Below are 24,572 nucleotides of genomic sequence, written 5' to 3' on the forward strand. Positions count from 1 at the left end.
ACCGTCACCGGCCTGCCGGGGACAGCGAGTCGCTCGGCGGCGGCGGTGTGAGGTCCGTGAGGTCGGTGTTGGCGCCGCAGAGCACGACGCAGACCTTCTCGCCGGGAGCCGGGTGGTAGCCGGAGCGGGCGGGTCGGGTCCCGTCCCGGGTGGTGAGAACCGCCAGGGCGGTGGCGGCGGCGTGTTCGACGGCGAGGCGGTGGCTGTCCCAGAGGGCGCGGCGGGCGCGGACGATGTCGGTGTCCGCGACGAGGAAGGGGTGGACTCCTTCCTGTTGGGCGGCGCTCACGGCGAGGGAGGTGGCGCGGCGGGCGCCGAGGGCGTCGGCGGCGACGGAGTCGACCGTCACGTCGACGGGGCGTCCGGCCCGGAGGGCGGCGTCGAGGGCGCGGGAGTTCTCGGGCTCGACGGCGACGGTACGGATGCCGTGGTGCCCGGCCGCGGTGGCGACGCCGGCGAAGAGTCCGCCGCCGCCGACCGCGACGACGACGGTGTCGAGGTCCGGGATCCGCCGGTGGATCTCGTCGAGGAGGGTGCCGGCCCCGGCTGCGATCAGGGGGTGGTCGTAGGCGTGGGAGGCGAGGGCGCCGGTCTCGGCCGCGAACGCCTCGCAGGCGGCGAGGGCCTCGGCGTACTCGGTCCCGACGAGCCGTACGTCGGCGTCGTAGCCCCGCAGCTTGTCGATCTTCACCTGGGGCGCGGTGACGGGAAGGAAGACGGTGGCGCGGACACCCTGCCGGCGGGCTGCCCAGGCGCAGGCGAGGCCCGCGTTGCCGCCGGAGGCGATGGTGACGCCCGCGGCCGGGAGGGTGCCCTCCTCCCGGTGGGCGAGGAGGAAGTTCTGCGCGCCCCGGGCCTTGAAGGAGCCGGTGTGCTGCATGACCTCAAGGGCGAAGTGGAGCTGGTACGGCTCGCCTCCGGGTTCGGCGGGGGCGACCGTCACGGGGCGGACGTGACCACCGATCCGGTCGGCGGCGGTCTTGACGTCGGCGTACGTGAGGGTGTGCACCAGCTGCTCCTGAAGGGGCCGGGACCGGACGGTCGTACCGACGATCTTCTCAAGGTCCGGCGAGTGCGGGAACCCCGGACGGTCCGGACGCCGCCGCCGCGCCTCCTCGTCCGCCGGACCTTGTGGGGGGGTGGCGCCGTTCACGAGGCGGTGGAAGACCTGGGCCGGGGCGGCGGAGGGGTGTCCGGCCGGGTTCGGTGGCCTGGAACCGGAGCAGTCCGGTCGCCGCCGACGCTCCAGCGGAACGTACCCGACGCCGGCGCGGGCGATCGGATAGCGTCGGATGCGACCGGGCCGGCGCCGCCGGACGCCATCCGAAAGGACGCACACCCATGCCCCTCGAAGGCGAGTACGAGCCCAGCACCACCGCATGGGTGCGCGAGCAGGTCGAGCTGTACGAATCGTCCGGCGGCACCCAGGGCACGACCATGCGGGGCCTCCCCGTCGTCCTGGTCACGAACCTCGGCGCCAGGAGCGGCAAGCTCCGCAAGACCCCGCTCATGAGGGTCGAGCACGAGGGCGCGTACGCGCTCGTCGCGTCCAACGGCGGCGCGGTGAAGCACCCCGTCTGGTACCACAACCTGGTCGCCACGCCTCTGGTCGAACTGCGCGACGGCACGCGCGTATGGGACATGAAGACCCGTCTGGTCAACGGCGAGGAACGTCAGGCGTGGTGGGAGCGGGCCGTCGCCGCGTTCCCGGACTACGCCGATTACCAGCGCAAGACCGACCGGGAGATCCCCCTGTTCGTCGCCGAGCCGGTCAATCAGGACGTGTAGGGCACAGGGGCCTCCACCGCCCCCCGACGTCATTGGTCTGGCGTGGGACCAATCAACAGCCTTGCCCTCAACGCATGCAGGTGTTCACGCACTCATTACCGCACGCCTGTATACCTTTGACCCCTCCTCCCCCATCATGTCTCCGACGTGCCGCTCGGGGCACACCGTGACAGGAGAGGCGGAGCATGATTCCCATCAGCCGCAGGGGGTTCGTCGGGATCGGTGCGGGGCTCGTGGCGGGGGCCGCACTGCCGCCGGTCCGGGCCTCCGCCGCCGCGAGCGCCGCGACCGGCACGCTCACCGACGTCAAGCACGTGGTGATCCTCATGCAGGAGAACCGCAGCTTCGACCACTACTTCGGCACACTGAAGGGCGTACGGGGCTTCGGCGACCGCGCGGCGGGCAACCTGCCCGGCGGCTGGGGCATGTTCAACCAGCCCAACTGGGGCGGTCGCCAGTACCCCTGGAAGCTCAGCGACACCCCGCCGGCCGGCGGGGTCGACGGGGAGACCCTCGCACAGTGCAACGGCGACCTGCCGCACAGCTGGACCTCGCAGCACGCCGCCTGGAACAAGGGACGCCTCGACAACTGGGTCACGGGCGTGGGCAATACCCGGACGCTCGGCCACCTCGACCGCGGGGACATCCCGTTCCATCACGCGCTCGCCGACCACTACACGATCTGCGACGCCTACTTCTGCTCGGCACTGAGCGCCACGGGCCCCAACCGCACCTTCCTGTGGAGCGGGAAGATCGACGGCTCCAGCAAGGACGGGGGAGACGAGTCGGGCCTCACCTGGGAGACGTACGCCGAGGCGCTCCAGCGCGCCGGGGTGACCTGGAAGGTCTACCAGAACGCCCAGGACAACTACGGCGACAACGGCCTCGCGTACTTCAAGAAGTTCACCGACGCGCGGCCCGGAGACCCGCTGTACGACCGGGGCATGGGCTCGGTCCCGAAGGTGACCGGCTCCACGCCGGACGACATCGCGGCGGCGATCCGCGCCGATGTCGTCGCGGGGGCCCTGCCACAGGTGTCGTGGGTGGTCGCGAGCGAGGCCTTCTCGGAACACCCGTACGCCCCGCCCGGGGACGGCGCCCACTTCGTCGATCTCGTCTACCGCGCGCTGGCAGCCGACGCCGAGGTGTTCGACTCGACGGTGCTGTTCCTCAACTACGACGAGAACGACGGGTTCTTCGACCACGTGCCCCCGCCGGTCGCCCCTCCGGGCACCCCGGGCGAGTACCTGGACGGCGCGCCGATCGGCCTGGGCTTCCGCGTCCCGATGATTGTCATGTCCCCGTGGACCCGGGGTGGTTGGGTGAGCTCCGAGGTCTTCGACCACACCTCGGTGCTGCGCTTCATGGAGACCTGGACGGCGGCGCTCGGCACCCCGGCCACCTGCCCCAACATCAGCGCCTGGCGGCGCAGGGTCACGGGCGACCTCACCGGGGTCTTCGACTTCGCCCACCCGGTGTACGGGGTTCCCGCCGGCCTTCCGTCCACCGCGAAGGTGATCGGGCAGGCCACCTGCGGCCCCCTGCCGAACCCGGCCCCCCAGAACAACGCTCTGCCCGCGCAGGAGGCAGGCACCCGTCCGGCGCGCGCCCTGCCGTACCAGGTGAACGGCAACCTCGACCGCTTCGAGTTCGGCGCCGCGGGCAAGATCCTGGCCTGGTTCTCGATGACGAACCAGGGCGCGGAGGCCAAGCGGCCGGCGCACTTCTCGATCCACCCGCACCAGTACCGCGACACGGCCGCCTGGCAGTACACCGTCGATCCCGGTGGCACGGCCTCCGACTACTTCAACATCGGCACGGGCTCGGGGTCGGGGAAGTACGACATCTCGATGATGGGCCCCAACCGCTTCCTGCGCCGGTTCACCGGTGACGCCTCCAAGGCCGGCAAGGCCGTCGAGGTGGCCGCCCGGTTCGCGCCTGACGCGGGAACGGGCAGGACGGCCCTCTGGTTCAGGATGACGAACGCCTCGGCCGGTCCCGTCACCTTCACGATCCGCTCGAACGCCTATCGCTCCGACGGTCCGTGGACGTACACGGTGCCGGCGAACTCCAGCCGCGAGGACTTCTTCAACGCGGTGGCTTACAACGGCGGTTGGTACGACTTCACGATCCTCGCGGACATCGACGGCAGCTGGTCGCGCCGGTACACCGGCCACATCGAGACCGGAGCCCCGAGCGTCAGCGGCTGACCCCTCTCCCCCGCGTGCCGGGCGGCGGCCTTCCGGTCGCGGCCCGGCCCCGGGGCGGCGGCGGACGTCAGCGGCCGGCGTGTGCGGCGCGGCGGACCGTGGCGTCGAGGAGGGCCACGGCGTCGGCGGCCGTGCGGCCGGGAGCCCGGTTCCACGGCCCGATCAGCCCCTGCCAACCGCGCGACCGCAGCTCGGTCATGATCCAGGCGGCCGCCTCGTTCATGGTGTCCGCGCCGCCGTAGCCGAGCCGGTGGGCGGCGAGGAGGGCGCCGCAGACACATCGGGCGCCCCGCGCGTCACGCAGCTTGTACGGGGCGTTCTGCCAGCCCCACTCCGTCAGCACCAGGCGCGCGTAGCCGAGATGCACCGAGGGACGGAGCTCGGCCTGGCCGATGCGGCGCCAGGTGTGCAGCCGGTCAGGGAGCAGGGCCCCGAGCCGTCCCGGGATGCGGCGCTCGGCGGGGAGCTCCGGCGGCAGGGCGGCGAGCGCGTCGGCCACGAGCCGCTCGACGGGCACGCTGAGCAGCTCCCGCCAGCCCTCCCCCGTCGGCTGCGCCTCCTCGGGGGCGGTCCAGTCCGTGACGATCCGCTGCCAGGTGGCGCTCTCGTAGAGGGCGGCGGCCTCCCGGTCGAGGGCGTCGGGGGTGCCGGGGGCTTCGGGGGTGAGGAGGGAGGCGGAGGGTGGCATGGGTGCTCCTGGGTCGACTGCCTCCATCTTTCAAGACGAATGTCGCTTTTGCTACTTTTGCCACTCCTCCGGAGAGTCGCCCCGAAGGGCAGTCCGTTGCGCATATTTTCCGGCTATTCGCTCACCCCGGAATTAAGGTCCATATGCGGACATTGCACTCCGGGTGACGCGACTCACTCAAGCCACCCCGCTTTCCGTCGACACCTCTCCCCCTCCCGTATGCCGCAAGGAAGTTCGGAGTCTTCCGGACGGCATGGATCTTGAATTGGCCGAATTCCGTGATCCATTTTCCCATTCGCCTGCCCCTCTCCCCTTGTTATTCGTCGCATTACTGGCCTACGGTCACCTCCATTCGAGCGGACCGCCCAATCCTGCCGCCGCTCGGCACACCTCCCTTTCACCCGACGGCAGGAGCGGGGGACCCACGAATACGCCGGCCCGGAATCCGGAACGGCTCGGGGTGAAGCCGCGTGCGCGCGGCCGGACATCTCCCGTCCGAACCCGACAGCTCACCCCGCAGGCGCCGGAGAGGACACCGCCATGCCTGCACACGGTAAGCACCGCCGCCCCCGCCGCAGCCCCGTCTCCCGCGGCCTCGCCCTGGTCGGAACGGGTGGCGCCGCGCTGACCCTGCCGCTCATCGCCCCGGCCGTCGCGGGCGCCGCGCCCGTGGCCGGCGCCCCGGAGATCGCCGCACAGGCCCCCGCCGCCCAGGCGCCGGCCGCCCTCGCCGCGCCGGCCGCGGCCAAGGCTCCGGCCGCCGCCCGCACGTATACCGTCGTGCGTGGCGACTCGCTTTCCCTGATCGCCCACAAGAAGGGAATTCAGGGCGGCTGGAAGAGCCTTTACCGTGCCAACCAGAGCGCAGTGGGTGACAATCCGTCACTCATTCACCCGGGTCTCGAACTGACGATTCGTCGGGATTCCGCGAAGACGGTCCCGACCCAGGCGAAGGCCAAGGCGAAGAAGTCCGCCACGACCGAGCGGGCCAGCCGCTCCGAGCGCCGGTCGGCCGGCCCCGCCGCCACTCACACGGGCGCCTCCGCCGCGCAGGCCGCTCCGGCCGTCGCCGCCCCCGCCGCACCCGTCAAGGCGGCCCCGGTCGCCGCCACGAACTACGCCGACAACCTCGACGGCTGGATCCGGGAGTCGCTGGCCATCATGGGCCAGCACGGCATCCCCGGCTCCTACGACGGGATCCTCCGCAACGTCATGCGCGAGTCGTCCGGAAACCCCCAGGCCATCAACCTCTGGGACTCCAACGCGGCCGCCGGCACGCCCTCGAAGGGTCTGCTCCAGGTCATCGAGCCGACCTTCCTGGCCTACCACGTGCCCGGAACGTCCATGGACCTGTTCGACCCGGTCGCCAACATCACCGCCGCGTGCAACTACGCGGCCGACCGTTACGGCTCCATCGACAACGTCAACGGGGCGTACTGACCCCCTGCCGCCGGAAGTGCTCGGTGAACCAGGAGGTGGCGAGGCCCGCCACCTCCTCCAGGGCGCCCGGCTCCTCGAAGAGGTGGCCGGCGCCCTCCACGACGGCGAGCCGGTTCTCGCAGCGCAGCAGGGCCAGGGCCCGGCGGTTGAGGTCCAGGACCAGCGCGTCCGCGCCGCCCACCACCAGGAGCGTCGGGGCGCGCACCCGGGCCAGGTGCTCGGCCGCGAGGTCCGGTCGGCCGCCGCGCGAGACGACGGCGCTCACCGGGGACGCGGGATCGCCCGCCGCCCACAGCGCGGCGGCCGCGCCCGTGCTCGCGCCGAAGTAGCCGAGCGGCAGTCCCGTGCTCTCGGGCCGACCGGCCAGCCACTGCGTGGCCCCGGCGAGCCGCCCGGCGAGGAGCGGGGTGTCGAAGACGTGCGCGCGGTCCGCGGCCTCCGACTCGGTCAGCAGGTCGAAGAGCAGCGTCCCGAGGCCGGCCCGGTTGAGCACCGCGGCGACCGACCGGTTCCGGGGGCTGTGGCGGCTGCTGCCGCTGCCGTGGGCGAACAGGACGATGCCGCCGGCGCCCTCGGGCACCGCGAGCCGTCCGCCGAGGGTGACGTCGGCGATCGGGATCCGCACGTCCGTGTCCCGCACGACGGGATCCCGCGCGGCCCTGTTGCGGTCCAGACAGGCGATGACCTCGGCGTCCGGTGTCTGCGAGAAGTCTCGGTAGAACTGCCCGATCGCGTAGAACAGCTCCGGCGTGCGCACGCTGACGGTCTCGTCGGCCTCTCCGCCGAGGCGGGCCGTCCAGCCGTGTGGTGCCACCGGGACCGCGAGGACGATCCGCGCGGCGCCGCGGGCCCGGACCACCCGGCAGGCCGCCAGTGCCGTGGCCCCGGTGGCCAGCCCGTCGTCGACCACCACGACCGTCCGGCCTTCGAGGGGCACGGTCGGCCTGCTGCCCCGGTAGCGCTGGGCGCGCTGGTCGAGCTCGGCGAGTTCCCGTTCCTCCACGGCGGCGAGGTCGCGGTCGCCCACGTGGGTCTCCCGGAGCACCCGCTCGTTGAGCACCCGTACGCCACCTTCGCCGAGCGCCCCCATGGCGAGCTCCGGCTGGTGGGGCACCCCCAGCTTCCGCACGAGGCAGATGTCGAGCGGCGCGTCGAGGGCGTCGGCGACCTCCGCCGCCACCGGGACGCCACCGCGTGGGAGCCCGAGGACCACGACGTCATGGCCCTTGAGGTGGTCCAAGCGGGCGGCGAGCTGCCGCCCCGCGTCGGTGCGATCGCTGAAGAACATGGTCCGGCCGCCCTTCCGCCTGCGCGGCTCGGGCGCGGGGAGGAACGGTCCGCCCCGTCCCCTGCCCGTCATTCCAGGGTAAGTCGGGTCGCCCCGGGTGCTGCGGCGGGGAACGGCGGTCTCAGGCGGCGAGGAAGGCCTCGATGGCTTCGGCGAGCGCCTGCGGGGTCTCCTCCGGGGCGTAGTGGCCGGCGTCCTTGAGGACTTCGAGGCGTGCGTTGGGGTACCAGCGCAGCCAGGTCGCCTCCATCGCCTCGCTGCCTAGCGCGGGGTCGTGGGCGCCGACGACGAGCAGGACGGGGGTGGGGTTGTCGCGGACGCGCTCGTGGAAGTCGGTGCGGGACCAGGAGTCCAGGTAGGCCCGGAAGGCGGTGGCGGAGGAGCGGTTGAGGGAACGGTCGACGAGTCGGCTCAGCCAGGCGTCGTCGTAGCGGCCGCCCGTGGTGTTGTCGATGATCGCGCGCCGGTTGGCCGGCTCGTGGGCGGCGCCCGCGAACAGCTCCCAGGTCTCACCGTCGAGCGGGAAGCCGGCGGCGGAGACCGGTGAGACGCCGATGATCGAGCGGACGCGGTCGGGGGCGTCGAGCAGCATCAGCTGGGCCGCCTTGCCGCCCATCGAGTGGCCGATGACGGAGAACGATTCCCAGCCGAGGTCGTCGGCGACGGCGAGGGCGTCGGCCGCGACCTCCTCCATCGTGTACGCGCCCGCGTGGTCGACGGCGTCGCCGTAGCCCCGGCAGTCCAGGAAGGCGTACGTGCCGACGGTGCCGTCCAGGTGGGCGCGCAGCGGGGCGAAGCTGGTGCGGTCGCCGAACCAGTTGTGCAGGACGAGGGCCCTCCCGGGGCCTTCGCCGTGTACGTCGTACGGAAGAACCTGGCCCGTCATCGTGCCCCCTGCTCGCGAGGTCGTGCCGCCGCGCGCCGACGACGGCGGTCGACGACCGAGTGTGACGGCGCGGACGCGCCCGGTCAACACTGCGGGCCGGGGCGTGCGGGAGCGTGTCGGGCCACGGGGGCCTCCGGGATGCGGCCTGTTTCGTGTGGGGCGCATGCTGGCTGTGTGACCTCGCACGGCGCGTCCGGCCCCGGCCCGGCGGGCGGCACCGGGCATCCGTCCGGGAACGGAGCCGACGACGGGCCTGCTTCCGGCGCGCTGACCTGGGCCCTGGCCGAGGCCGCGCTCTCGGCGGTGGAGGAGGTCGGCGGATACGCGGGCGGGGTGTATCTGCGCTCCGGCACTCCGGGGCTGTTGCGGCTCGCGGTGCTGGTGGGGCTGCCGGGGCCCTTGTTCCGTCCGTGGTGGCGGATGCACGCCAACCGGCCGTTCCCGGTCGCCGAGGCCCACCGCTCCGGGCAGGCCGTCCACCTGGCCGACGTCGAGGAGGCCATGCGGCGCTTTCCCCAGCTGGTGGCGAGCCTGCCGTTCCCGTTCGCCTCGCTGTACGCGCCGGTGGTCGCCGCGCGTGAGCGTTTCGGCGTGCTCGTGGCGCTGCGAGCGCCGACCCCGGGGGTGCCGGTCGATGCGCGGGACCGGGGCCGGATGACGCGGGGCGCGCTCGCCCTCGGCGAGACGCTGGCCCATCTGGACCGGCAGGGGACGGAGGTCGCGTGGTCGGGCGATCCGGTGTGCGTGCAGCTGTCCACCGGTTCGGGGCCACCGGTCCGGTTCGGCTCCTTCACCTGGGACCTGGACACGGGCACGGTCACGATGGACGACGGGCTGCTGGCCATCCTCGGGGCGGGGGTCGCCTCGCCCTGCTCGATCGGGGCACTGACGTCCCTGCTCGAACCCGAGGACGGGTACGCGCTGTGGGCGGCGGCCCGGCAGGCGACGGGGGCCGACGGGCGGCCGTCGGTGCGCAGGCTCCGCCTGAAGGGGCCGGACGGCGGTCTGCATCTGCTGGAGGTGTCCGCGCGGACGCGGCGGACCACGTCGGGGACGGGGCCGCCGGGCGGGGGCCGGCTGGAAGGCACGCTCGTGGACCTCGGTACGGGTCTGGTCGGCTCGGACGCCACGGACCGGCTGCCGCGGGCGATCCTGGCGATCGACCGGCTCGGCCGGGTCACCTACGTCAACGAGCAGACGGAGCACCTGCTCGGCCGGCCGCGCGGGGCGCTTGCGGGGCGTCCGCTGTGGGAGGCGCTCCCCTGGTTCCGTCACCCCTTCCACGAGGAGCAGCTGCGCGCCGCCCTGCTCTCCGGCGAGCCGGTGCGGTTCCTGGCCCGTCCGGAACGGGGCCGCTGGCTGTCGGTCTCGCTCCATCCGGGGCGGGACGGGGTGACGATGGTGCTGGTCCCTGAGGAGGATCCGGCACCCGTCACCCCCGCGGCGCTGAGCGAGCGGCGGCCGGAGGACGTCCTGTCGTCGCCGGGTGACCGGGCGGCCGCGCTGTACCGGCCGGTGGCCCTGGCGATCGCGCTCTCCGAGGCGGTGACGGCGCGCCAGGTCTCGGCGGTGGTGACGGAGGAGCTGCTGCCGGCGTTCGGCGGGCGGCAGCTGGCGATCTACCTGCTGAGCGACCGGCGCCTCTATCTGGCCTGGGAGACGGGTTTCCCTCCGGGGTTCCTCGAACCCTTCGACGGGGTGGCGCTGGACACCCGGCTGCCGGGCGTGGAGACGCTGACGACCGGCAGGCCTCTGTTCTTCGAGTCCATGGAGCAGTTGGGGCGGGCGTACCCCGACCTCCCGAGGGAGCCGAACTCGGGTGCGCGGGCCTTCCTTCCGCTGATCGCCTCGGGTCGGCCGGTGGGCTCCTGCATCCTCGGTTTCGACTCGCCGCGCGGCTTCACTCCGGAGGAGCGGACCGTCCTCACGGCGCTCGCGGGGTTGATCGCGCAGGCCCTGGAGCGGGCGCAGCGGTACGACTCGGAGTCCGCGGTCGCCCGGGGGCTGCAGGACGCGCTGCTCCCGCACCGGCTGCCGGTGCGGGAGGGGGTGGACACGGTGGGCCGCTATCTGCCGGGCACGCAGGGCATGGAGGTGGGCGGCGATTGGTACGACGTGATCGAGACCGGTCAGGGGCGGCTCGCCCTGGTGATCGGGGACGTGCAGGGGCACGGCGTGGCGGCCGCGGCCACCATGGGGCAGCTGCGCAGCGCCGTCCGGGCGTTCGCGCTGGCGGGCCACCGGCCGCAGGACGTGATGCGGGGCACCAACCGGCTCCTGATCGATCTGGACCCGGGGCAGTTCGCGAGCTGTTGTTACGTCCTGCTCGACCCGGAGACGGGTGACGCGCGTGCGGTGCGGGCGGGGCATCCGCAGCCGCTGCTGCGGACGCCGGACGGGTTGACGCAGCAGGTGGAGCTGGCGGGCGGGATGGTCCTGGGGGTCGACGTCCGGGCGTCGTATCCGGTGACGCGGCTGCACCTTGGTCCCGGTGCCGTCCTCGCGCTGTTCACGGACGGCCTGGTGGAGCGGCCGGGCCGCGACATCGACGAGGGGATCGAGCGGCTGGGCCGGGCCCTCGCGGCGACCGGTTCGCTGCCGCTGGCGGAGACGGCCGACCGGCTGATCCGGGAGGCCCGTGCGGCCACGTCCCGGCCGGACGACATCGCGTTGCTGCTCGCGGCCCGGTGGCCGGAGGAGCACTGAGTGGTCCTCCCTGTTCCAGGGGCAGCCGAGGAGGGCTACCGGGAGGGAGGGCGTCACCCGGTCGGGCCCGTGGCGCTGGTCGGGAGCTGTGTGCCCGGAGAGGCTGGGGGTGCCGTGCCGATCAGGCCGGCCCAGGGGCGGCAGCCCGAGGAGGACACGTGCAGCAGGACAAGCAGCCCGATTACGGCCCCGTGGTGTTCCGTGACCGCTCGGCGGGGTACGCGTTTCTGACCCGGTCCACCGCGACCAGCGACCGGACCATCGAGTGGGACGACGGCAACACGTACCCGGTGATCGACGTCGAGATCTCGTCCGAGAGCCATCCGTTCTACACGGGCACGGCGCGGACCGTGGACTCGGAGGGCCGGATCGCGAAGTTCCAGCGGCGCTTCGGCGAGGAGGAGTGAACCTGCGGGGAACCCCTGGCTGACGGCGCCGGGGGCGCGGCGGCCGCGCTGCGCGACCCGTGCCCGCCGGCCGGATGCACGTCCTGGCCGCGCCGGTCGCGGTCTCGCCGTGTGAGCGGGTCCGGGGCCCGGCCCACGCGCTCGGCCGATCGGAGTGCGGGGACCCGGGATCAGGAGACGCGGCGGGGGCGGGGGCGCGTGTCCGTTGGACCGCGCTGCCCGCCCCGGCCGGGTGGTCGAGCGGGGGCGCCGGGCCCTCCGCTCAGCTCGGAAAGGCGATCAGGCCTTCACGATGCCGGAGTCGGCGACCTTGATGGTGGCCTTGGTGGCGCCGGAGGGGGAGCCGAGGCCCTCGATCTTCTTGACCAGGTCCTGACCCTCGACGACCTCACCGAAGACGACGTGCTTGCCGTCGAGCCAGTCGGTGACGATCGTGGTGATGAAGAACTGCGAGCCGTTGGTGTTCCTGCCCGCGTTCGCCATCGAGAGCAGGTACGGGCGGTCGTGCTTCAGGGTGAAGTTCTCGTCCTCGAACTTCTCGCCGTAGATGCTCTTGCCGCCGGTGCCGTTGCCGCGGGTGAAGTCGCCACCCTGGAGCATGAACTGCGGGATGACGCGGTGGAACGGGGAACCGGCGTAGCCGAAGCCGTGCTCACCGGTCGCGAGCTCGCGGAAGTTGCGCGCCGTCTTCGGGACGACGTCGTCGAAGAGCTTGAAGGTGATGCGGCCCGCGGGCTCGTCGTTGATGGTGATGTCGAAGTAAACGTTGTCGCTCATGGGGACATTCTGTCATTAGACACGTACGGCGCGCGCACGGGCTGCCTCCTCCCGGCTCACGGTGTGCCGGTGCCCCGCGCTCCGTCGGGAACGCGGGGCACCGGTCGCCCTCGGGGACGCGGCGTCAGAGGAGTCCGCCGGCCTGGTGGTTCTGGAGGGCGCCCTTGGCGCCGTCGACGGCGTCCTGGAGGACCGCCGTGGGGCCCTGGTCGTCCTGGAGGAGGCCCGTGGTGCCGGCCAGCGGGCTCTCCGTGGCGTTGGCCTGCGGCGGCGGGGTGATGATGGCGGTGACGACGCCTGCGGCGAGGGAGGCGATGGCGAGCATGCTGCGCTTCTTCATGCCCTGGTCAACTGCTGAGAGGCCGTCGGGTTACGGCCGGCCGCGCGGGGATCCCCCAGGGGATGTCACCGGCCGTCGGCCGCGGACCCAGGCGAGCAGCAGCAGCGAGGCGACCGCGGCGAGGGCGCACCAGGTGGAGACGAACTCGGTGCGCCACAGGAGCGCGCAGACGGCCGCTCCGAGGCCGGTGAGGAGTCCGAGGATGCGCAGGAGCCGGTCGCGGGCGAGGAGCAGCGCGCCGACGGTGGCGAGGAGGTACCCGCCGAGGACCAGCGGCGCGTGCGGCAGGTCGACGGCGTAGCCGAGGGTGTGGCCGCGGATCTCGGCCGAGACGGGCCGGACGGCGAGCCGGTACGCGAGGACGGAGGCGGTCGTGAGGCCGGCGGCCAGCGGTACGAGCAGGCGCGGCCGGTCGGCGTGGCGGGCGGCGGTCAGGACGCCGAGGGGCACCCAGAGGGGCAGCAGGGGGAGGGCGATCACGGCCCAGGCGAGGGTGGCCGGCCCGGCGCCGCCGCCGGCGTGCCAGACGGCGGCCTCGACGATCTGGTGGGCGCCGAGGAGCAGGGGCAGGGCGGCGAGCGGCGCGTCCCCGGGACGGCGTACGGAGGCCAGGGCGGTGACGCCGACGGCGCCGATCCCGATCCCCGCCCCGAGGTCGGCGGCCGCGCTCCAGCACATGAGGAACTTTTACCCTATATCTCCCATAAGGGAGGGAACCATATGGTTGTGGTGGTTGTCTCTGCCAGTGACACCACTGTCCCCGGAGAAGCGGAAATTGGGGGACGTCATGCATCACCGCCACACCCTCGCGGCCGTCGCCGCGGGAATCCTGCTGACCGCCGGGATCGGCGCCACGATCCCGGCAGGCGCCGCCAACGCCCCGACCCTGAGCGCCTCGACCCCGGCCACGGCCCTGGTCGTCAACGCCCGCTGGGGCGGCCACGCCACCTTCGACCGGCTCGTGATCGACGTCCGGGGCGCCATGCCCCCGGTCACCGTCCATCAGGTCCGCTCGCTGCACTACGACGGATCGGGAAACCGGGTCCCGCTGGCGGGGAAGTACTTCCTGGAGATCAGGCTCTCCCCCGCCGCGGCCCACGACGGCGACGGCCGGTCCGTCTACCACGGCCCCCGGCTGACGAAGATCAATCTGCCCGCGCTCAAGGGGGTCGCCCTCACCGGCGACTTCGAGGGCGTGGTCACCATCGGAGCCGCCTTCGACACCAAGCCCGCGTACAAGACCTTCCGGCTGCACTCGCCGGAGCGTTTCGTCGTCGACATCGCCCACCCCGTGGGCTGCCGGGCCTGACCGCCCGGCCGGGGGCCCGCCGCACCGGACGGGCCCCCTCCCGCGTGCCCGCTCACACTCCGGTGAGGCCGGTCTCGACGTACACGGTCGACCCGGTCCTGCGCGCCCGGTCGATCTCGGCGAGCCGGGCGAACTCGCTCGGGTTCATCTCCCGCTCCCATTCGGCCAGGGTCCGCAGGCGGTACTCGCTGTGCTCCTCGGGGTCGAGGACGACGGCGGCGATCTGCTCGTCCGTCAGCTCGCCGCCGTCGAAGATGAAGCCGATGTGGTTGGCCGGCCAGTCCTCGCCGCGGTCCGTGACGAAGTGGGCGGCCAGCAGGCGCGGCTCGCCGGTGAAGACGAGCCCGGTCTCCTCGTGGCACTCGCGCACGGCGGTCTCCCAGGGGGTCTCCCCCGGGTCCATGTTGCCGCCGGGCCACTGCCACATCTCGGTGTAGGTGGCCCGGAGCTGGAAGGGGCGGCCGGCGGTGTCGGTGAAGTAGAGGCAGGCGTACGCCGTCGCTCTGGGCAGCGTGTCGACGTACTCGGCGGGCGGCAGCCAGGTGTTCGCCATGGGCGGCTCTCTCTCGACGGACCGGATGGGTCGTCTCCATCCAAGCGGTCCGGGGCGGCCCGGCCGGCGGCTCGCGAGTGGATCACCGGATCGTGTGAGCGGCGCCGGGAGCGTCAGACGGCGGAGACCAGGCCCGCCTCGTACGCGATGATCACGAGCTGCACGCGGTCGCGGGCGTCCAGCTTGGCGAGCAGGCGGGTGACGTAGGTCTTCGCGGTGGCGATGCTGATGTGGAGTTCGCCGGCGATCTCGGTGTTGGAGAGGCCGCGTCCGACGAGGGTGAGGACCTGGCGCTCGCGGTCGGTGATCCCTTCGGCGCGGCGGCGCGGTGCGGCGGGTGCGCTCGTGGGGCGGGAGGTGAACTCCTTGATGAGGCGCCGGGTGACGCTGGGCGCGATGAGGGCGTCGCCGGAGGCGACGACGCGGACGGCGGCGAGGATGTCGTCCAGGGCCATGTCCTTGACGAGGAATCCGGACGCGCCCGCGTGGAGCGCCGCGTACACGTGGTCGTCGTCGTCGAAGGTGGTGAGGACGACGACGCGGGCGCCGGTGGGGCCCTCGGTGATGATCCGGGTGGCCTCGATGCCGTCGGTGCCGGGCATCCGCAGGTCCATGACGACGACGTCGGCGCCGGTCTCGTGGACGAGCCGGACGGCCTCGGCGCCGTTCGCGGCCTCGCCGGCCACGACGAGGTCCGTCGTGTCGGTCATGACCATCCGGAGCGCGGTGCGCACCAGGGGCTGGTCGTCGGCGAGGACGACGCGGACCGGCTGTTCGGCGGCGGTGGTGGTCTGGCTCATCGGGCGGTGACTCCTGTGGGCAGGGGAAGGCGGGCGGTGACGCGGAAGCCGCCGCCGGGGCGGGGGCCGGCGGTGAACTCCCCGTGCAGCACCGCGACGCGCTCCCGCATCCCGGTCAGGCCGAATCCTGAGCCCGGTCCGGGACTCACGCGCGCGTGGCCGGGCACGGGGCCGCGGTCCTCGACGGTGACGGCGAGGGACCCGGGGTCGCGGTGGTCCACGGTGACCGTGCAGGAGTCGGCGCCCGAGTGCCGTACGACGTTGGTGACGGACTCCTGGACGATCCGGAACGCGGAGAGGTCGATGTCCGGCGGCAGCGGGGCCGGGGCTCCGACCCGGCGGACGGTGACCCGGACGCCGGCGCTCCCGGTGAGTTCGGCGAGCCGGTCGAGGGCGGCTAGGCCGGGCATCTCGGGAAGTCCCCGGACGTCGGCGGGGATCGCGGTACGACAGGGGGCGGTCGCGGTCCCGCCGACCGCGGCTGTCGTACGGGTGGTGGCTGCCGTCGTGCAGGTCGGGGTCAGGTCCCCTTCGGGTGGTGCGCCCGCCGCCCCCGTCCCCCCGTCCGTGTCCTCCGTACGCAGCGCGCCGAGCATCCGGCGCAGGCCCGCGAGGGTCTCGCGGCTCGCCGTCTCGATCTCGGTGAGCGCCTGCCGGGCGGCTTCGGGCTGGGTCTCGATGACCCGGCGGGCGGCCCCGGCCTGGAGGGCGACGATGCCGATGCTGTGGGCGACCGTGTCGTGCATCTCGCGGGCTATCCGAAGGCGTTCGGTCGTGACGGCCTGTTCGGCGGCCTGGGTGCGGCTCCGTTCCGCGTACTCCCGGGCCTGCCCCTCCGAGCGGCCGAGGAGCCAGGCCACGAGGGCGGTCAGGGCGACCGCCAGGACGCTCGTGGTGCCGGCGCTCCAGCCGGCGAGCAGACGGACGGCCACGTAGACGACGAGCAGACCGAGGGCGAGCAGGAGCGCCCGTCGGGCCTCGGGGCGTGGGCGGGCGGCGGCGATGGCGTAGAGCGCGACGTCGACCGCGAGGTACTGGGCGAAGGGGATGGCGGTGACGCCGAGGGGGGTGGAGGCGATGACCGAGGCGACGAGGAGGTGGTGGAGGGCGGCGGTCGGACGTCGAGCGAGGAGGACGCTCCCGCGCAGGGTCAGGAGGGTGGCGACGGCCAGCATGACGAGGCCGTCCCAGCGCAGGATGACGAAGCCGGGCAGGACGTCGGGCCCCTCCTGGCCGGGCACGGGGATCCGGAGGAGGGCCGTGAAGGCGATGCCCGCGCCCCAGGCGACGGCGGCCCAGCCGCCGGGGGTGACCCTCTTGTAGAACGGTGCTGACGGGGTGGCGGACATGCGGTGATCGTAAAGGGCGGTCTCTCCCGCGGGCATCGGACCGTGGGTGTACGACCTGGGGTGACAGGGACCGCCGCCGATTGTCCGTGCTGGTCCGATGCCCGGGGCGGGGCCCGGGCGGCACGGTGGTGCCCATGATCGAAGTCAGGGAACTCACCAAGCGCTACGGCGTCACGACCGCCGTCGACGCGCTCACCTTCACCGTCCGGCCGGGCCGGGTCACCGGCTTTCTCGGCCCGAACGGCTCGGGCAAAAGCACCACGTTGCGGATGATCCTGGGCCTGCACACGCCGACGAGCGGTTCGGTGACGGTCGACGGACGGCCTTTCACGGACCGGCGACGCGGACTGCGGCACGTCGGCGCGCTGCTCGACGCCGGGGACGTGCACGGCGGCCGCACCGCGCGGGCGCATCTGGCGGTTCTGGCGCGTGGCAACCGCATTCCGCGCTCCCGGGTCGACGAGGTCCTGGAGGAGGTCGGGTTGGCGGGGGCGGCCGGGCGCCGGATCGGCGGGTACTCGCTGGGCATGCGGCAGCGGCTCGGCATCGCCGGGGCGCTGCTCGGCGATCCGCCGGTGCTGCTGTTCGACGAGCCGCTGAACGGTCTCGACCCGGAGGGCGTCAAGTGGGTGCGGGGGCTGTTCCGGCGGCTGGCCGCGGAAGGCCGCACGGTCTTCGTGTCGAGTCATCTGATGACGGAGATGGAGCACACGGCGGACGAGCTGGTGGTCATCGGCCGGGGCGCGCTGATCGCGGCGGAGAGTCTGGCGGAGTTCGCCGCGCGAGGCCGGCGCCTGAGCGTGACGGTCGGTACGCCCGACCGCGCGGGCCTGACGGCGCTGCTGCTCGCGGAGGGCGCGGAGGTCGAGGAGGAGTCGGGTCTGCTGACGGTGACCGGGCTCCCGGCTGCCCGTATCGGCGCTCTGGCCCTGGAGCACCGGGTGCCGCTCCACCAGCTGACCACCCGTACGGCCTCCCTTGAGGAGGCGTTCATGGAACTGACCGCCGACAGCGTCGAGTACCTGGCAGGAGACGCCCGATGACGACCCTCGATCTTCCCGTGGCCTCCGTGGGGGAGCCTCGTGCCCGTTTCCGCGACCTGGTGGCGTCGGAGTGGCTGAAGCTGTGGTCGCTGCGCTCGACGGGCTGGTCGCTGCTGCTGGGCGCGCTCGCCGTGGTCGCCTTCAACGTCGGTACCGCCTGGGACCACTACCGGTACTGGCTCCAGTACGACGCGGCGAGCCGGGCCGAGTTCGTGGCGAACGACATGGCGCTGTGGGACGCCTTCACGTACAACGCGGCACTGATCCTGATCCTCGCCTCGGCCGCGATGGGGGCGGTCGCGGTGGTCGGTGAGTACGGGAGCGGTCTGATCCGCACGACGTTCACGGCGGTGCCGGCGCGGGGCGCGCTCATGGCGGCGAAGGTGCTGGTGGTGACGGTGGTGCAGGCCGCCTTCGGGGCGGTAGTCGCGGGGGCGTCGTTCTGGTCGACGCAGGCGATGCTGTCGGCCCGGGACATCGGGCTGCCGATCACCCACCCGGGAGCGCCGCGCATCGTCGTGGCCTCGGCCCTCCTCGCCCCCGTGTGCGCGGTGGCCGGGATGGCGATCGGCGCGCTGCTGCGGAGGAGCGCGCTCTCGATCGTGGGCGCGGTGGTCCTGCTCCTGCTGGTGCCGGCGGTGCTGTCGGACCGGCGTCACCTGACCGCGGTGCTCGGGCACGCGACCCCGCTGCACGCCTGGCAGCGGCTCGCGGACGCGGGACCGCCCGGCGTGGAGCTGTTCCCCTGGTCGGCGGGGGGCGCGTGGCTGGTGTACGCGCTGTGGGTGCTGTGCGGGGCTGCGGTGACGGTCCTCGCCGTGCGGCGCCGGGACCAGTAGGGGTTCACCGGGGGCGCCGCAGTCGGCGGCGGACGAGGTGTTCGTGGACGAGGCGCCCGACGAGGGCGCCTCCGTACACGACGAAGCCGACGCCGACGAGCCACGACTGGAGGACGAGGACGGTGCCGAACTCGCCGTACGTCACGGCGTTCGAGGCGATCAGCGGCGAGAAGACCAGCTGCGAGAAGACCCGCAGCCCGAGGAGGCCGAGCGCGGTGAGCACGGCGCCGGGCGCGAGGGCGCGCCAGCGGATGCGGCCGCAGAGCAGGAAGCGCTGCGACCACCAGAAGAAGAGGAAGGTGCCGAGCAGGTCGCCGACGGCGACGAGGAGGGTGATGCCGGCCGGGGCGTTCTCGGGTGCGGGGAAGGCGACGAAGAGCAGCAGGGAGGCGACGAGGACGGCGAGCCAGACGACGTGCCGCCACATGGTGTGCCAGCGGGCGGTGGGGAGGTCCCAGGCCCGCTCATAGCCGGTCTGTACGGCGGATCCGAAGGTGACGCCGAAGGCGGCGAGGGCGGCGAGGCCGAAGGCCGTGGTGCGTTGCAGTGCCTGCCCCGGCTGCCCGAAAAGCTGCTCGACCTCCTCCTGTGAGACCTCGGTGACTCCGAGGCCCTGGACCAGCCAGCGGGCGAAGCCGTGGCCGCTGGCGAGGTCGGCCGCCGCGACGACGATGAGCAGGGGGACGAGGGTGAGCAGGCTGAGCGCCGCGAAGCCCATGGCGCGGTGCATGAGTTCCATGGCCCGGCCGCGGCTCCAGGCGAGGCCGACGGACGAGGCGAGGACGCGGGCGTGGAGTCGTGCGAACCAGTGGCCGTGTTCGGCGGGGGCACCGTCGTGCGGCGGACCGGGTGTGGAGGGCATGCCTGGTGAGGTACCCGGCCGCGCGGCGCGGCATCGCAGGGTGGGGGCCGAACGGGTGGGGCGGGCCGTGATGTCGCGGGTGGAGGTGGACCGTTCCCGGTTCCGCCATGGAGCGCGCGCCCGGCCGTCAGCGGGAGCCGGGGACGGGGCGGGTGCGGGTGCAGCTGTCCGGGGCGACGTCGGGGACGCCGTTGGCCTGGAAGAGGGCGGCGCTCACCAGAGTGGCGAGCAGGTCGATGTCCGAGCCCATGTCCAGACGGACCGTCACCCAGCCGGAGCCGGCCCGCAGCCGCACCGCGCTCGACCCCAGGAGGGCCGGGCGCAGTTTCGCGACCATGGCGCGGGTGAGGTGGACGTCCGCCTCGTGCTCGCCGTGGAAGTGGACGATCTCCTGCGTCCCCGTGCCGAGTCCGAGCTCGGCGCCGCAATGGGCGCGGCCGGGGGTAAGCGAGGGCCAGCTCATCAGTCGTTCACTGGCATGCCTGGCCGTGTTCATACGAGGAGCGTGCCGGGCCCCGGGTCCCCGCACAAGCGTCCTGCCGCAAGAATCCCGCCACGGCGTGAAACAGGTCGTCGGCGGGGGTGGTGTGACCGTGTGTCACGGCGGCGCGTGGGGGTGATGTGACTCTGTGTCATGGCGCGGGGCGGCACGGAGTCCGCTCGGAACGGTTGTGCGGGGGTGCCCGATCTGATCAAGTACAGCTGAGGCTACCGGCCAGTACGAGATTCCGCTCCCCGGGGGGACAACCATGACGACCGGATTCTTCACCTCCGTCGACGACGTCGCCGAGCGGCTCGCCACGACCGGCTACCTGGCGTCGCCGGCCGTCGCCACCACCGTCTTCCTCGCCGACCGGCTGGGCAAGCCACTGCTCGTCGAGGGCCCGGCCGGCGTCGGCAAGACGGAGCTCGCCAAGGCCGTCACCGAGGTCGCCGGGGCGCGTCTGGTCCGGCTGCAGTGCTACGAGGGCGTCGACGAGTCCCGCGCCCTCTACGAGTGGAACCACGCCAAGCAGCTCCTGCGGATCACGGCCGGGCGGGGCGAGTCCTGGGACGAGACGCGGACGGACATCTTCGGCGAGGAGTTCCTGCTCCCCCGGCCGCTGCTCACGGCGATCCGGTCCGAGGAGCCGACGGTGCTGCTCATCGACGAGACCGACAAGGCCGACGTCGAGGTGGAGGGGCTGCTCCTCGAGGTGCTCGGCGACTTCCAGGTGACGGTGCCCGAGCTCGGCACGATCACGGCGACGCGGCGGCCGTTCACCGTGCTCACCTCGAACGCCAGCCGCGAGCTGTCCGAGGCGTTGCGGCGGCGCTGCCTGTTCCTGCACATCGGTTTCCCCGAGGAGGAGCTGGAACGCCGGATCGTGACCCTCAAGGTGCCCGGCCTCGACGCCGGGCTCGCCGCGTCCGTCGTCCGGGTCGTGGGAGCGCTGCGGGCGATGGACCTGCGGAAGGTGCCGTCCGTGTCGGAGACGATCGACTGGGCCCGCACGCTGCTCGCGCTCGGCGCGGACCGGCTGGAGGAGCGGGTCGTACGGGAGACTCTCGGGGTCCTCCTCAAGCACCAGGAGGACATCGTGAAGGCGGCGGCCAAGCTCGACCTGGACGCGGTGTGAGCCGGCCGGCCTCCGGCCGTGCGGACGCGGCGGGCGCGGACCCGGAGGGTACGTATCCGGTCGGTACGGCTGCCCCGGGCGGGGTCGCCGTGCGGCTCGCCGGGCTCGTGGCGGCGCTGCGGGCGCACGGCTTCGGGGTCGGGACCGGCGAGACCGTGGACGCGGGACTCGCGCTCGAAGCGGTGGGCTTCACCGACCGTGAGCGGGTCCGGGAGGCGCTCGCGGCGACGCTGCTCCACGGCGAGGCGCAGCGCACGGTGTTCGACCAGGTCTTCGACCTGTACTTCCCGCTCGGTGGCGCTCCCGGAGCGGCCGAGGGGTACGAGAACACCCCCGAGGGCCTCGCGGCGCTGCGGGACCGGCTCGTGGAGGCCCTCACCGCCGGTGACGGCGCCGCGCTCGACCGGCTCGCCGCCGAGGCGGTGGGCGGCTTCGGGGGCTACGGCTCCGGCCCGGAGTCCGACGGCTGGTCCTCGTACCAGACCCTCTCCCGGCTGCGCCCCGAGACGCTGCTCGCCCGGGTGCGCGACCGGCTGCGGGCGCCGGTCGCGGCCGATGATCCCGAGTTCACCGAGCGGCTGCTGGACGACGAGATCCGGCGGCGGATCGAGGCCTTCCGGGAGCGCGTGCGGACCGAGGCCCGGCGGCGCGTCGCGGAGCGGCAGGGCCGTGACCGGGTCGCGCGGCGGGCGGTCGCGGGGACGGCGGACAGCGTGGACTTCCTGCTGGCCGGGCGGGCTCAGCTGGACGAGTTGCGCCGTACGGTACGGCCGCTGGCACGGAAACTGGCCACCCGGCTGGCGGCGCGGCGGCGCCGGGCGGCGCGCGGGGAGATCGATCTCCGGCGCACCCTGCGCGGCTCGCTGTCGACCGGTGGGGTGCCGGTGCGCCCGGTCCTGCGACGGCGCAGCCCCCGGCGTCCCGAGCTGGTCCTGTTGTGTGACGTGTCGGGGTCGGTGGCTGGTTTCGCACAGTTCACGATGCTGCTGGTGCAGGCGTTGCACGATCAGTTCAGCCGGGTGCGGGTCTTCGCCTTCGTCAACCGGGTGGACGAGGTGACCGGGCTGATCGCGCGGGGCGCGGCCGATCCTGCGGGGCTCGGCGACCGGATCCTCGCGGAGGCGGAGCTGACCGGCTGGCACGGGCAGAGCGACTACGGGACGGCGCTCGGGGAGTTCGCCGAGCGGTACGCGGGGGCGGTCGGCCCGCGCACGGTGGTCTTCGTCCTCGGTGACGCCCGCACCAACGGCGCCGACCCGAACCTCGCGGCCCTCCGGCTCGTCGCGGACCGCGCGCGCCGGGTGCACTGGCTCAACCCCGAACAACCCTCGCTCTGGGGTACCGGCGATTCGGTGGCCCCGGCCTACGCCGAGCTCGTGGAGATGCGCCCGTGCCGCAACGCGCGCCAGCTGGGCGCCCTGATCGGCCGGCTGCTGCCGGTGTGACGGACGTCCCAGGCGGGGGCGGTATGAGCGGTGCGAGCCGTGGCGTGGCTGCGCCGAGTGCCCCGGCCGGTCCTTCCGACCGGCCTCGGGCTCGCCGGCGTGGCACGATCGGTCCATGGCCGACGGATCCGACAGCCGCGAGGCGGACCTCCCGCGCGGGATCGGCGCGCCCGCGACCCGCGCGCTCGTCGCAGCCGGGTACACGCGCCTCGCCCAGCTCGCCGACGTGCCGGCCGCCGAGCTCGCCGCCCTGCACGGTGTGGGGCCGAAGGCCCTGCGCGTGCTCGGCGAGGCGCTCGCTGAGCAGGGGCTTTCGCTGAGCTGAGGCCCGCCCGGTTGTACGGCGAGCGGGCCCTCGAACTAGCGTGGCCCCCATGGAACTCTTGGGAGAGATCACGGCCGACCGTCCCCTGCTCGTCCTCGCCGTCAAGGAGGAGGCGCAGTTCCTCGACACGGAGCTGCCCGTCCTGCTCACCGGCATGGGCAAGGTGAACGCGGCGGCCGCGCTCGCGACCGTCCTCGGCCGGGGACCGCGACCGTCCGCCATCGTGAACCTCGGGACGGCCGGGGCGCTGCGGCCGGGCTGGACCGGGACGCACGTCGTCGGCACGGTCGTGCAGCACGACCTCGACGGTCAGCTGCTCGCGACGCTGACCGGCGAGACGTACGGGGCTCCGCTCGCCCTGCCGGACGGCGGTGACGTGGTCCTCGCCACCGGTGACGCGTTCATCTCGGACGAGGCGGCCCGCGCCCGGCTCGCGGAGCGGGCGCCGCTCGTCGACATGGAGGGCTACGCCCTCGCGGCGGCCGCGGAGCTCGCCGGGGTGCCGCTGCGCATCGTGAAGCACGTCAGCGACGAGGCCGGTGACGGTGCCGCGCGCACCTGGCGCGAATCGGTCGCCGAGTGCGCGCGGGCGCTGGCCGACTGGGCGGAGGCGAACACCCCGTACCGCTCCTGACCCCCGCCCGCGTGTGGCTCAGCGGTGCTGGAAGTGGACCTCCGGGTTCTCGGGCGTCGGGCCGTCGAGGAGCGGACGCGGGATCCCGCGCAGGTGCTGGTCGAAGAAGGCCGCGACGTAGGTCCGGGTGACGCCGACGGCCCGGTCGGTGGGCAGCTCCGGCTGGGGCAGGCCGAAGTGACGGGAGAGCACGGGACCGTCGGAGAACGTGAAGTGCTCGGATCCGGCGACGGTGATCCAGCGCTTCCAGCCGTCGAGCGCCGTCCACATCCGGTCCCAGCTGCTGTCCTTCCCGCCGGGCAGGTGCACGCTGTCGTGGGTCCCGAGCATCAGGAAGGGGCGGCCCCGCAGGCCCTCCGCCGGGAGGTCCTCCCAGAAGGAGCCGTCCATGTCGATCCCGGCGTCGATGCGCGGATCGGCCGCCATCGCGGTGGCCGCGCTCGCCCCGCCGATGGAGTGGCCGGCCATGCCGACGCGGCGCGCGTCGATCACGTCGGCGTACCGCCAGGCGGGCTTCGGCCCGGTGAGCCGGTCCAGGACGTAGCGCATGTCGGCGGCGCGCGTCGAGGTGACGACGCTGCCGTGCACCCCGTTCTCGAGAGCCGTGCAGGCGACGCAGGTGAGGGTGCGGCCGTCGGGGAGGCTGATCCCGTACGACTCGTAGGCGTGGTCGACGGAGGCGACGACATAGCCCCGCGAGGCGAGGTCCTCGGCGAGATGGGTGAGCGTCCAGCGGGAGACGCTGAAGCCCGGCGAGAGCAGGACCAGGGGGTGCCGGCCGGTCGCGGGCCGGACGCCGGTCCTGCTGTGGGTGCGCGTACGGGCGAGCACGCCGCCGGAGACGCCGGGCCCCAGCTGCTCGGCGAGCAGCCGCGCCTCCTCCCGCGTGGCGTACGCGGCGGAGCGGCCGCCGCCGGCGTGGGCGGCCGGGTAGTGCAGCGTGACCATGAGCGCGCGGCCGTCGTCGGTGGGCACCCAGGGGTCGGTACGGGAGTGGTCGACGAGCGGCAGGACGGTGCTGCCGACGCTGTACGGACCGGTGGGGGCCGGCAGCGCGGCGGCCCGCGCCACCTGTGCCGTACCGGCGACCGCCGGCGCGTCGGCCGCCGTGGCGACGCCGGCCGGTAAGGCGAGGGAACAGACGAGGACGGCGGCCGCGGCCGCCCGGGTGAATCGGATCATGCGAGCACGCTAGGCGCCGGCAGCGGTCGCCCGCGTCCGACCAGGGGGCGACCTTCGATCAACCCAGGGTCTGACGGGGGAT

25 protein-coding genes and 1 riboswitch are annotated in these 24,572 nt (G+C 73.5%); of the genes, 12 read left to right on the forward strand and 13 right to left on the reverse strand.

What is annotated here, in order from left to right:
• Positions 1 to 4 precede the first annotated feature (4 nt).
• A complete protein-coding gene (locus ACZ51I_RS05800; protein ID WP_468871781.1) occupies positions 5 to 1,009 on the reverse strand; it encodes a serine/threonine dehydratase in 1,005 nt (334 codons plus the stop codon).
• A gap of 332 nt (positions 1,010 to 1,341) precedes the next feature.
• Between ACZ51I_RS05800 and ACZ51I_RS05805 the strand changes: the two genes are divergently transcribed.
• Both ACZ51I_RS05805 and ACZ51I_RS05810 read left to right on the forward strand, forming a co-directional pair.
• Positions 1,342 to 1,788: a nitroreductase family deazaflavin-dependent oxidoreductase gene (locus tag ACZ51I_RS05805; RefSeq protein ID WP_468871782.1), complete on the forward strand. Its 447-nt coding sequence runs from the start codon at positions 1,342 to 1,344 to the stop codon at positions 1,786 to 1,788.
• Positions 1,789 to 1,973: 185 nt separating this feature from the next.
• Complete coding sequence (locus ACZ51I_RS05810) at positions 1,974 to 3,998, forward strand: phosphocholine-specific phospholipase C (RefSeq protein ID WP_468871783.1); 2,025 nt, start codon at positions 1,974 to 1,976, stop codon at positions 3,996 to 3,998.
• 67 nt (positions 3,999 to 4,065) lie between these two features.
• On the opposite strand, the gene ACZ51I_RS05815 is transcribed toward ACZ51I_RS05810, so the two are convergent.
• Complete coding sequence (locus ACZ51I_RS05815; protein WP_468871785.1) at positions 4,066 to 4,686, reverse strand: DUF6197 family protein; 621 nt, start codon at positions 4,684 to 4,686, stop codon at positions 4,066 to 4,068.
• A gap of 388 nt (positions 4,687 to 5,074) precedes the next feature.
• Positions 5,075 to 5,222: riboswitch (cyclic di-AMP (ydaO/yuaA leader) on the forward strand.
• A gap of 4 nt (positions 5,223 to 5,226) precedes the next feature.
• On the opposite strand from ACZ51I_RS05815, the gene ACZ51I_RS05820 reads away from it, so the two are divergent.
• Positions 5,227 to 6,126: a LysM peptidoglycan-binding domain-containing protein gene (locus ACZ51I_RS05820; protein ID WP_468871786.1), complete on the forward strand. Its 900-nt coding sequence runs from the start codon at positions 5,227 to 5,229 to the stop codon at positions 6,124 to 6,126.
• Here the strand turns inward: ACZ51I_RS05820 and ACZ51I_RS05825 are convergent.
• A complete protein-coding gene (locus ACZ51I_RS05825) occupies positions 6,110 to 7,414 on the reverse strand; it encodes a phosphoribosyltransferase family protein (RefSeq protein WP_468871788.1) in 1,305 nt (434 codons plus the stop codon). The two genes, ACZ51I_RS05820 and ACZ51I_RS05825, sit on opposite strands and share 17 nt — an antisense overlap.
• Positions 7,415 to 7,535: 121 nt before the next feature.
• Positions 7,536 to 8,300, reverse strand: a complete 765-nt coding sequence (locus ACZ51I_RS05830; RefSeq protein WP_468871789.1) for an alpha/beta fold hydrolase — start codon at positions 8,298 to 8,300, stop codon at positions 7,536 to 7,538.
• Between the two features lie 174 nt (positions 8,301 to 8,474).
• On the opposite strand from ACZ51I_RS05830, the gene ACZ51I_RS05835 reads away from it, so the two are divergent.
• Complete coding sequence (locus ACZ51I_RS05835; protein ID WP_468871790.1) at positions 8,475 to 11,006, forward strand: SpoIIE family protein phosphatase; 2,532 nt, start codon at positions 8,475 to 8,477, stop codon at positions 11,004 to 11,006.
• Between the two features lie 158 nt (positions 11,007 to 11,164).
• Complete coding sequence (locus tag ACZ51I_RS05840) at positions 11,165 to 11,413, forward strand: type B 50S ribosomal protein L31 (protein ID WP_468871791.1); 249 nt, start codon at positions 11,165 to 11,167, stop codon at positions 11,411 to 11,413.
• A 279-nt stretch (positions 11,414 to 11,692) separates the two neighbouring features.
• Here the strand turns inward: ACZ51I_RS05840 and ACZ51I_RS05845 are convergent, their stop codons facing one another.
• The 3 genes from ACZ51I_RS05845 to ACZ51I_RS05855 form a co-directional block, all read right to left on the reverse strand.
• Positions 11,693 to 12,190: a peptidylprolyl isomerase gene (locus ACZ51I_RS05845; protein ID WP_468871792.1), complete on the reverse strand. Its 498-nt coding sequence runs from the start codon at positions 12,188 to 12,190 to the stop codon at positions 11,693 to 11,695.
• Between the two features lie 124 nt (positions 12,191 to 12,314).
• Positions 12,315 to 12,530: a hypothetical protein gene (locus ACZ51I_RS05850; protein WP_468871794.1), complete on the reverse strand. Its 216-nt coding sequence runs from the start codon at positions 12,528 to 12,530 to the stop codon at positions 12,315 to 12,317.
• A gap of 30 nt (positions 12,531 to 12,560) precedes the next feature.
• A complete protein-coding gene (locus tag ACZ51I_RS05855; protein ID WP_468871795.1) occupies positions 12,561 to 13,208 on the reverse strand; it encodes a DUF6629 family protein in 648 nt (215 codons plus the stop codon).
• 109 nt (positions 13,209 to 13,317) lie between these two features.
• Here ACZ51I_RS05855 and ACZ51I_RS05860 point away from each other — a divergent pair, with 109 nt between their 5' ends.
• The gene (locus ACZ51I_RS05860; protein ID WP_468871796.1) at positions 13,318 to 13,839 is read left to right on the forward strand and encodes an AMIN-like domain-containing (lipo)protein; all 522 of its coding nucleotides are present in this window, start codon (positions 13,318 to 13,320) and stop codon (positions 13,837 to 13,839) included.
• Between the two features lie 52 nt (positions 13,840 to 13,891).
• Here the strand turns inward: ACZ51I_RS05860 and ACZ51I_RS05865 are convergent, their stop codons facing one another.
• The 3 genes from ACZ51I_RS05865 to ACZ51I_RS05875 form a co-directional block, all read right to left on the reverse strand.
• Positions 13,892 to 14,392 carry an NUDIX domain-containing protein gene (locus ACZ51I_RS05865; protein ID WP_468871797.1) on the reverse strand — a complete coding sequence of 167 codons (501 nt, stop codon included), beginning with the start codon at positions 14,390 to 14,392 and terminating at the stop codon, positions 13,892 to 13,894.
• A gap of 113 nt (positions 14,393 to 14,505) precedes the next feature.
• On the reverse strand, positions 14,506 to 15,192 hold the full coding sequence (locus ACZ51I_RS05870; protein ID WP_468871798.1) for a response regulator: 687 nt from the start codon (positions 15,190 to 15,192) through the stop codon (positions 14,506 to 14,508).
• Positions 15,189 to 16,577 carry a sensor histidine kinase gene (locus ACZ51I_RS05875; protein WP_468871799.1) on the reverse strand — a complete coding sequence of 463 codons (1,389 nt, stop codon included), beginning with the start codon at positions 16,575 to 16,577 and terminating at the stop codon, positions 15,189 to 15,191. The genes ACZ51I_RS05870 and ACZ51I_RS05875 overlap by 4 nt, the downstream gene beginning before the upstream one ends.
• 98 nt (positions 16,578 to 16,675) lie before the next feature.
• On the opposite strand from ACZ51I_RS05875, the gene ACZ51I_RS05880 reads away from it, so the two are divergent.
• Together ACZ51I_RS05880 and ACZ51I_RS05885 are read left to right on the forward strand one after the other, a co-directional pair.
• Positions 16,676 to 17,584: an ABC transporter ATP-binding protein gene (locus tag ACZ51I_RS05880; RefSeq protein ID WP_468871800.1), complete on the forward strand. Its 909-nt coding sequence runs from the start codon at positions 16,676 to 16,678 to the stop codon at positions 17,582 to 17,584.
• Positions 17,581 to 18,423, forward strand: coding sequence for an ABC transporter permease (locus ACZ51I_RS05885; protein ID WP_468871801.1), 843 nt, complete (start codon positions 17,581 to 17,583; stop codon positions 18,421 to 18,423). The genes ACZ51I_RS05880 and ACZ51I_RS05885 overlap by 4 nt, the downstream gene beginning before the upstream one ends.
• 4 nt (positions 18,424 to 18,427) lie before the next feature.
• On the opposite strand, the gene ACZ51I_RS05890 is transcribed toward ACZ51I_RS05885, so the two are convergent.
• Together ACZ51I_RS05890 and ACZ51I_RS05895 are read right to left on the reverse strand one after the other, a co-directional pair.
• Complete coding sequence (locus ACZ51I_RS05890) at positions 18,428 to 19,285, reverse strand: YhjD/YihY/BrkB family envelope integrity protein (protein WP_468871802.1); 858 nt, start codon at positions 19,283 to 19,285, stop codon at positions 18,428 to 18,430.
• Positions 19,286 to 19,412: 127 nt separating this feature from the next.
• Complete coding sequence (locus ACZ51I_RS05895; RefSeq protein ID WP_468871803.1) at positions 19,413 to 19,748, reverse strand: luciferase domain-containing protein; 336 nt, start codon at positions 19,746 to 19,748, stop codon at positions 19,413 to 19,415.
• 286 nt (positions 19,749 to 20,034) lie between these two features.
• On the opposite strand from ACZ51I_RS05895, the gene ACZ51I_RS05900 reads away from it, so the two are divergent.
• From ACZ51I_RS05900 to ACZ51I_RS05915, 4 genes are all read left to right on the forward strand, one after another.
• Positions 20,035 to 20,904 (forward strand): AAA family ATPase, encoded by an 870-nt coding sequence (locus tag ACZ51I_RS05900; RefSeq protein WP_468871804.1) that lies wholly within the window; start codon positions 20,035 to 20,037, stop codon positions 20,902 to 20,904.
• Positions 20,905 to 20,993: 89 nt separating this feature from the next.
• Positions 20,994 to 22,349: a vWA domain-containing protein gene (locus ACZ51I_RS05905; RefSeq protein WP_468873774.1), complete on the forward strand. Its 1,356-nt coding sequence runs from the start codon at positions 20,994 to 20,996 to the stop codon at positions 22,347 to 22,349.
• Between the two features lie 115 nt (positions 22,350 to 22,464).
• The gene (locus tag ACZ51I_RS05910) at positions 22,465 to 22,674 is read left to right on the forward strand and encodes a helix-hairpin-helix domain-containing protein (RefSeq protein ID WP_468871805.1); all 210 of its coding nucleotides are present in this window, start codon (positions 22,465 to 22,467) and stop codon (positions 22,672 to 22,674) included.
• Between the two features lie 49 nt (positions 22,675 to 22,723).
• Entirely contained in the window at positions 22,724 to 23,308 is a 585-nt protein-coding gene (locus tag ACZ51I_RS05915; protein WP_468871807.1) for a nucleosidase, read from the forward strand.
• A gap of 18 nt (positions 23,309 to 23,326) precedes the next feature.
• Here ACZ51I_RS05915 and ACZ51I_RS05920 read toward each other — a convergent pair whose 3' ends face one another.
• A complete protein-coding gene (locus ACZ51I_RS05920) occupies positions 23,327 to 24,490 on the reverse strand; it encodes an alpha/beta hydrolase family protein (RefSeq protein WP_468871808.1) in 1,164 nt (387 codons plus the stop codon).
• Positions 24,491 to 24,572: the final 82 nt, after the last annotated feature.

The organism is Streptomyces sp. NPDC034084 (assembly GCF_055575535.1).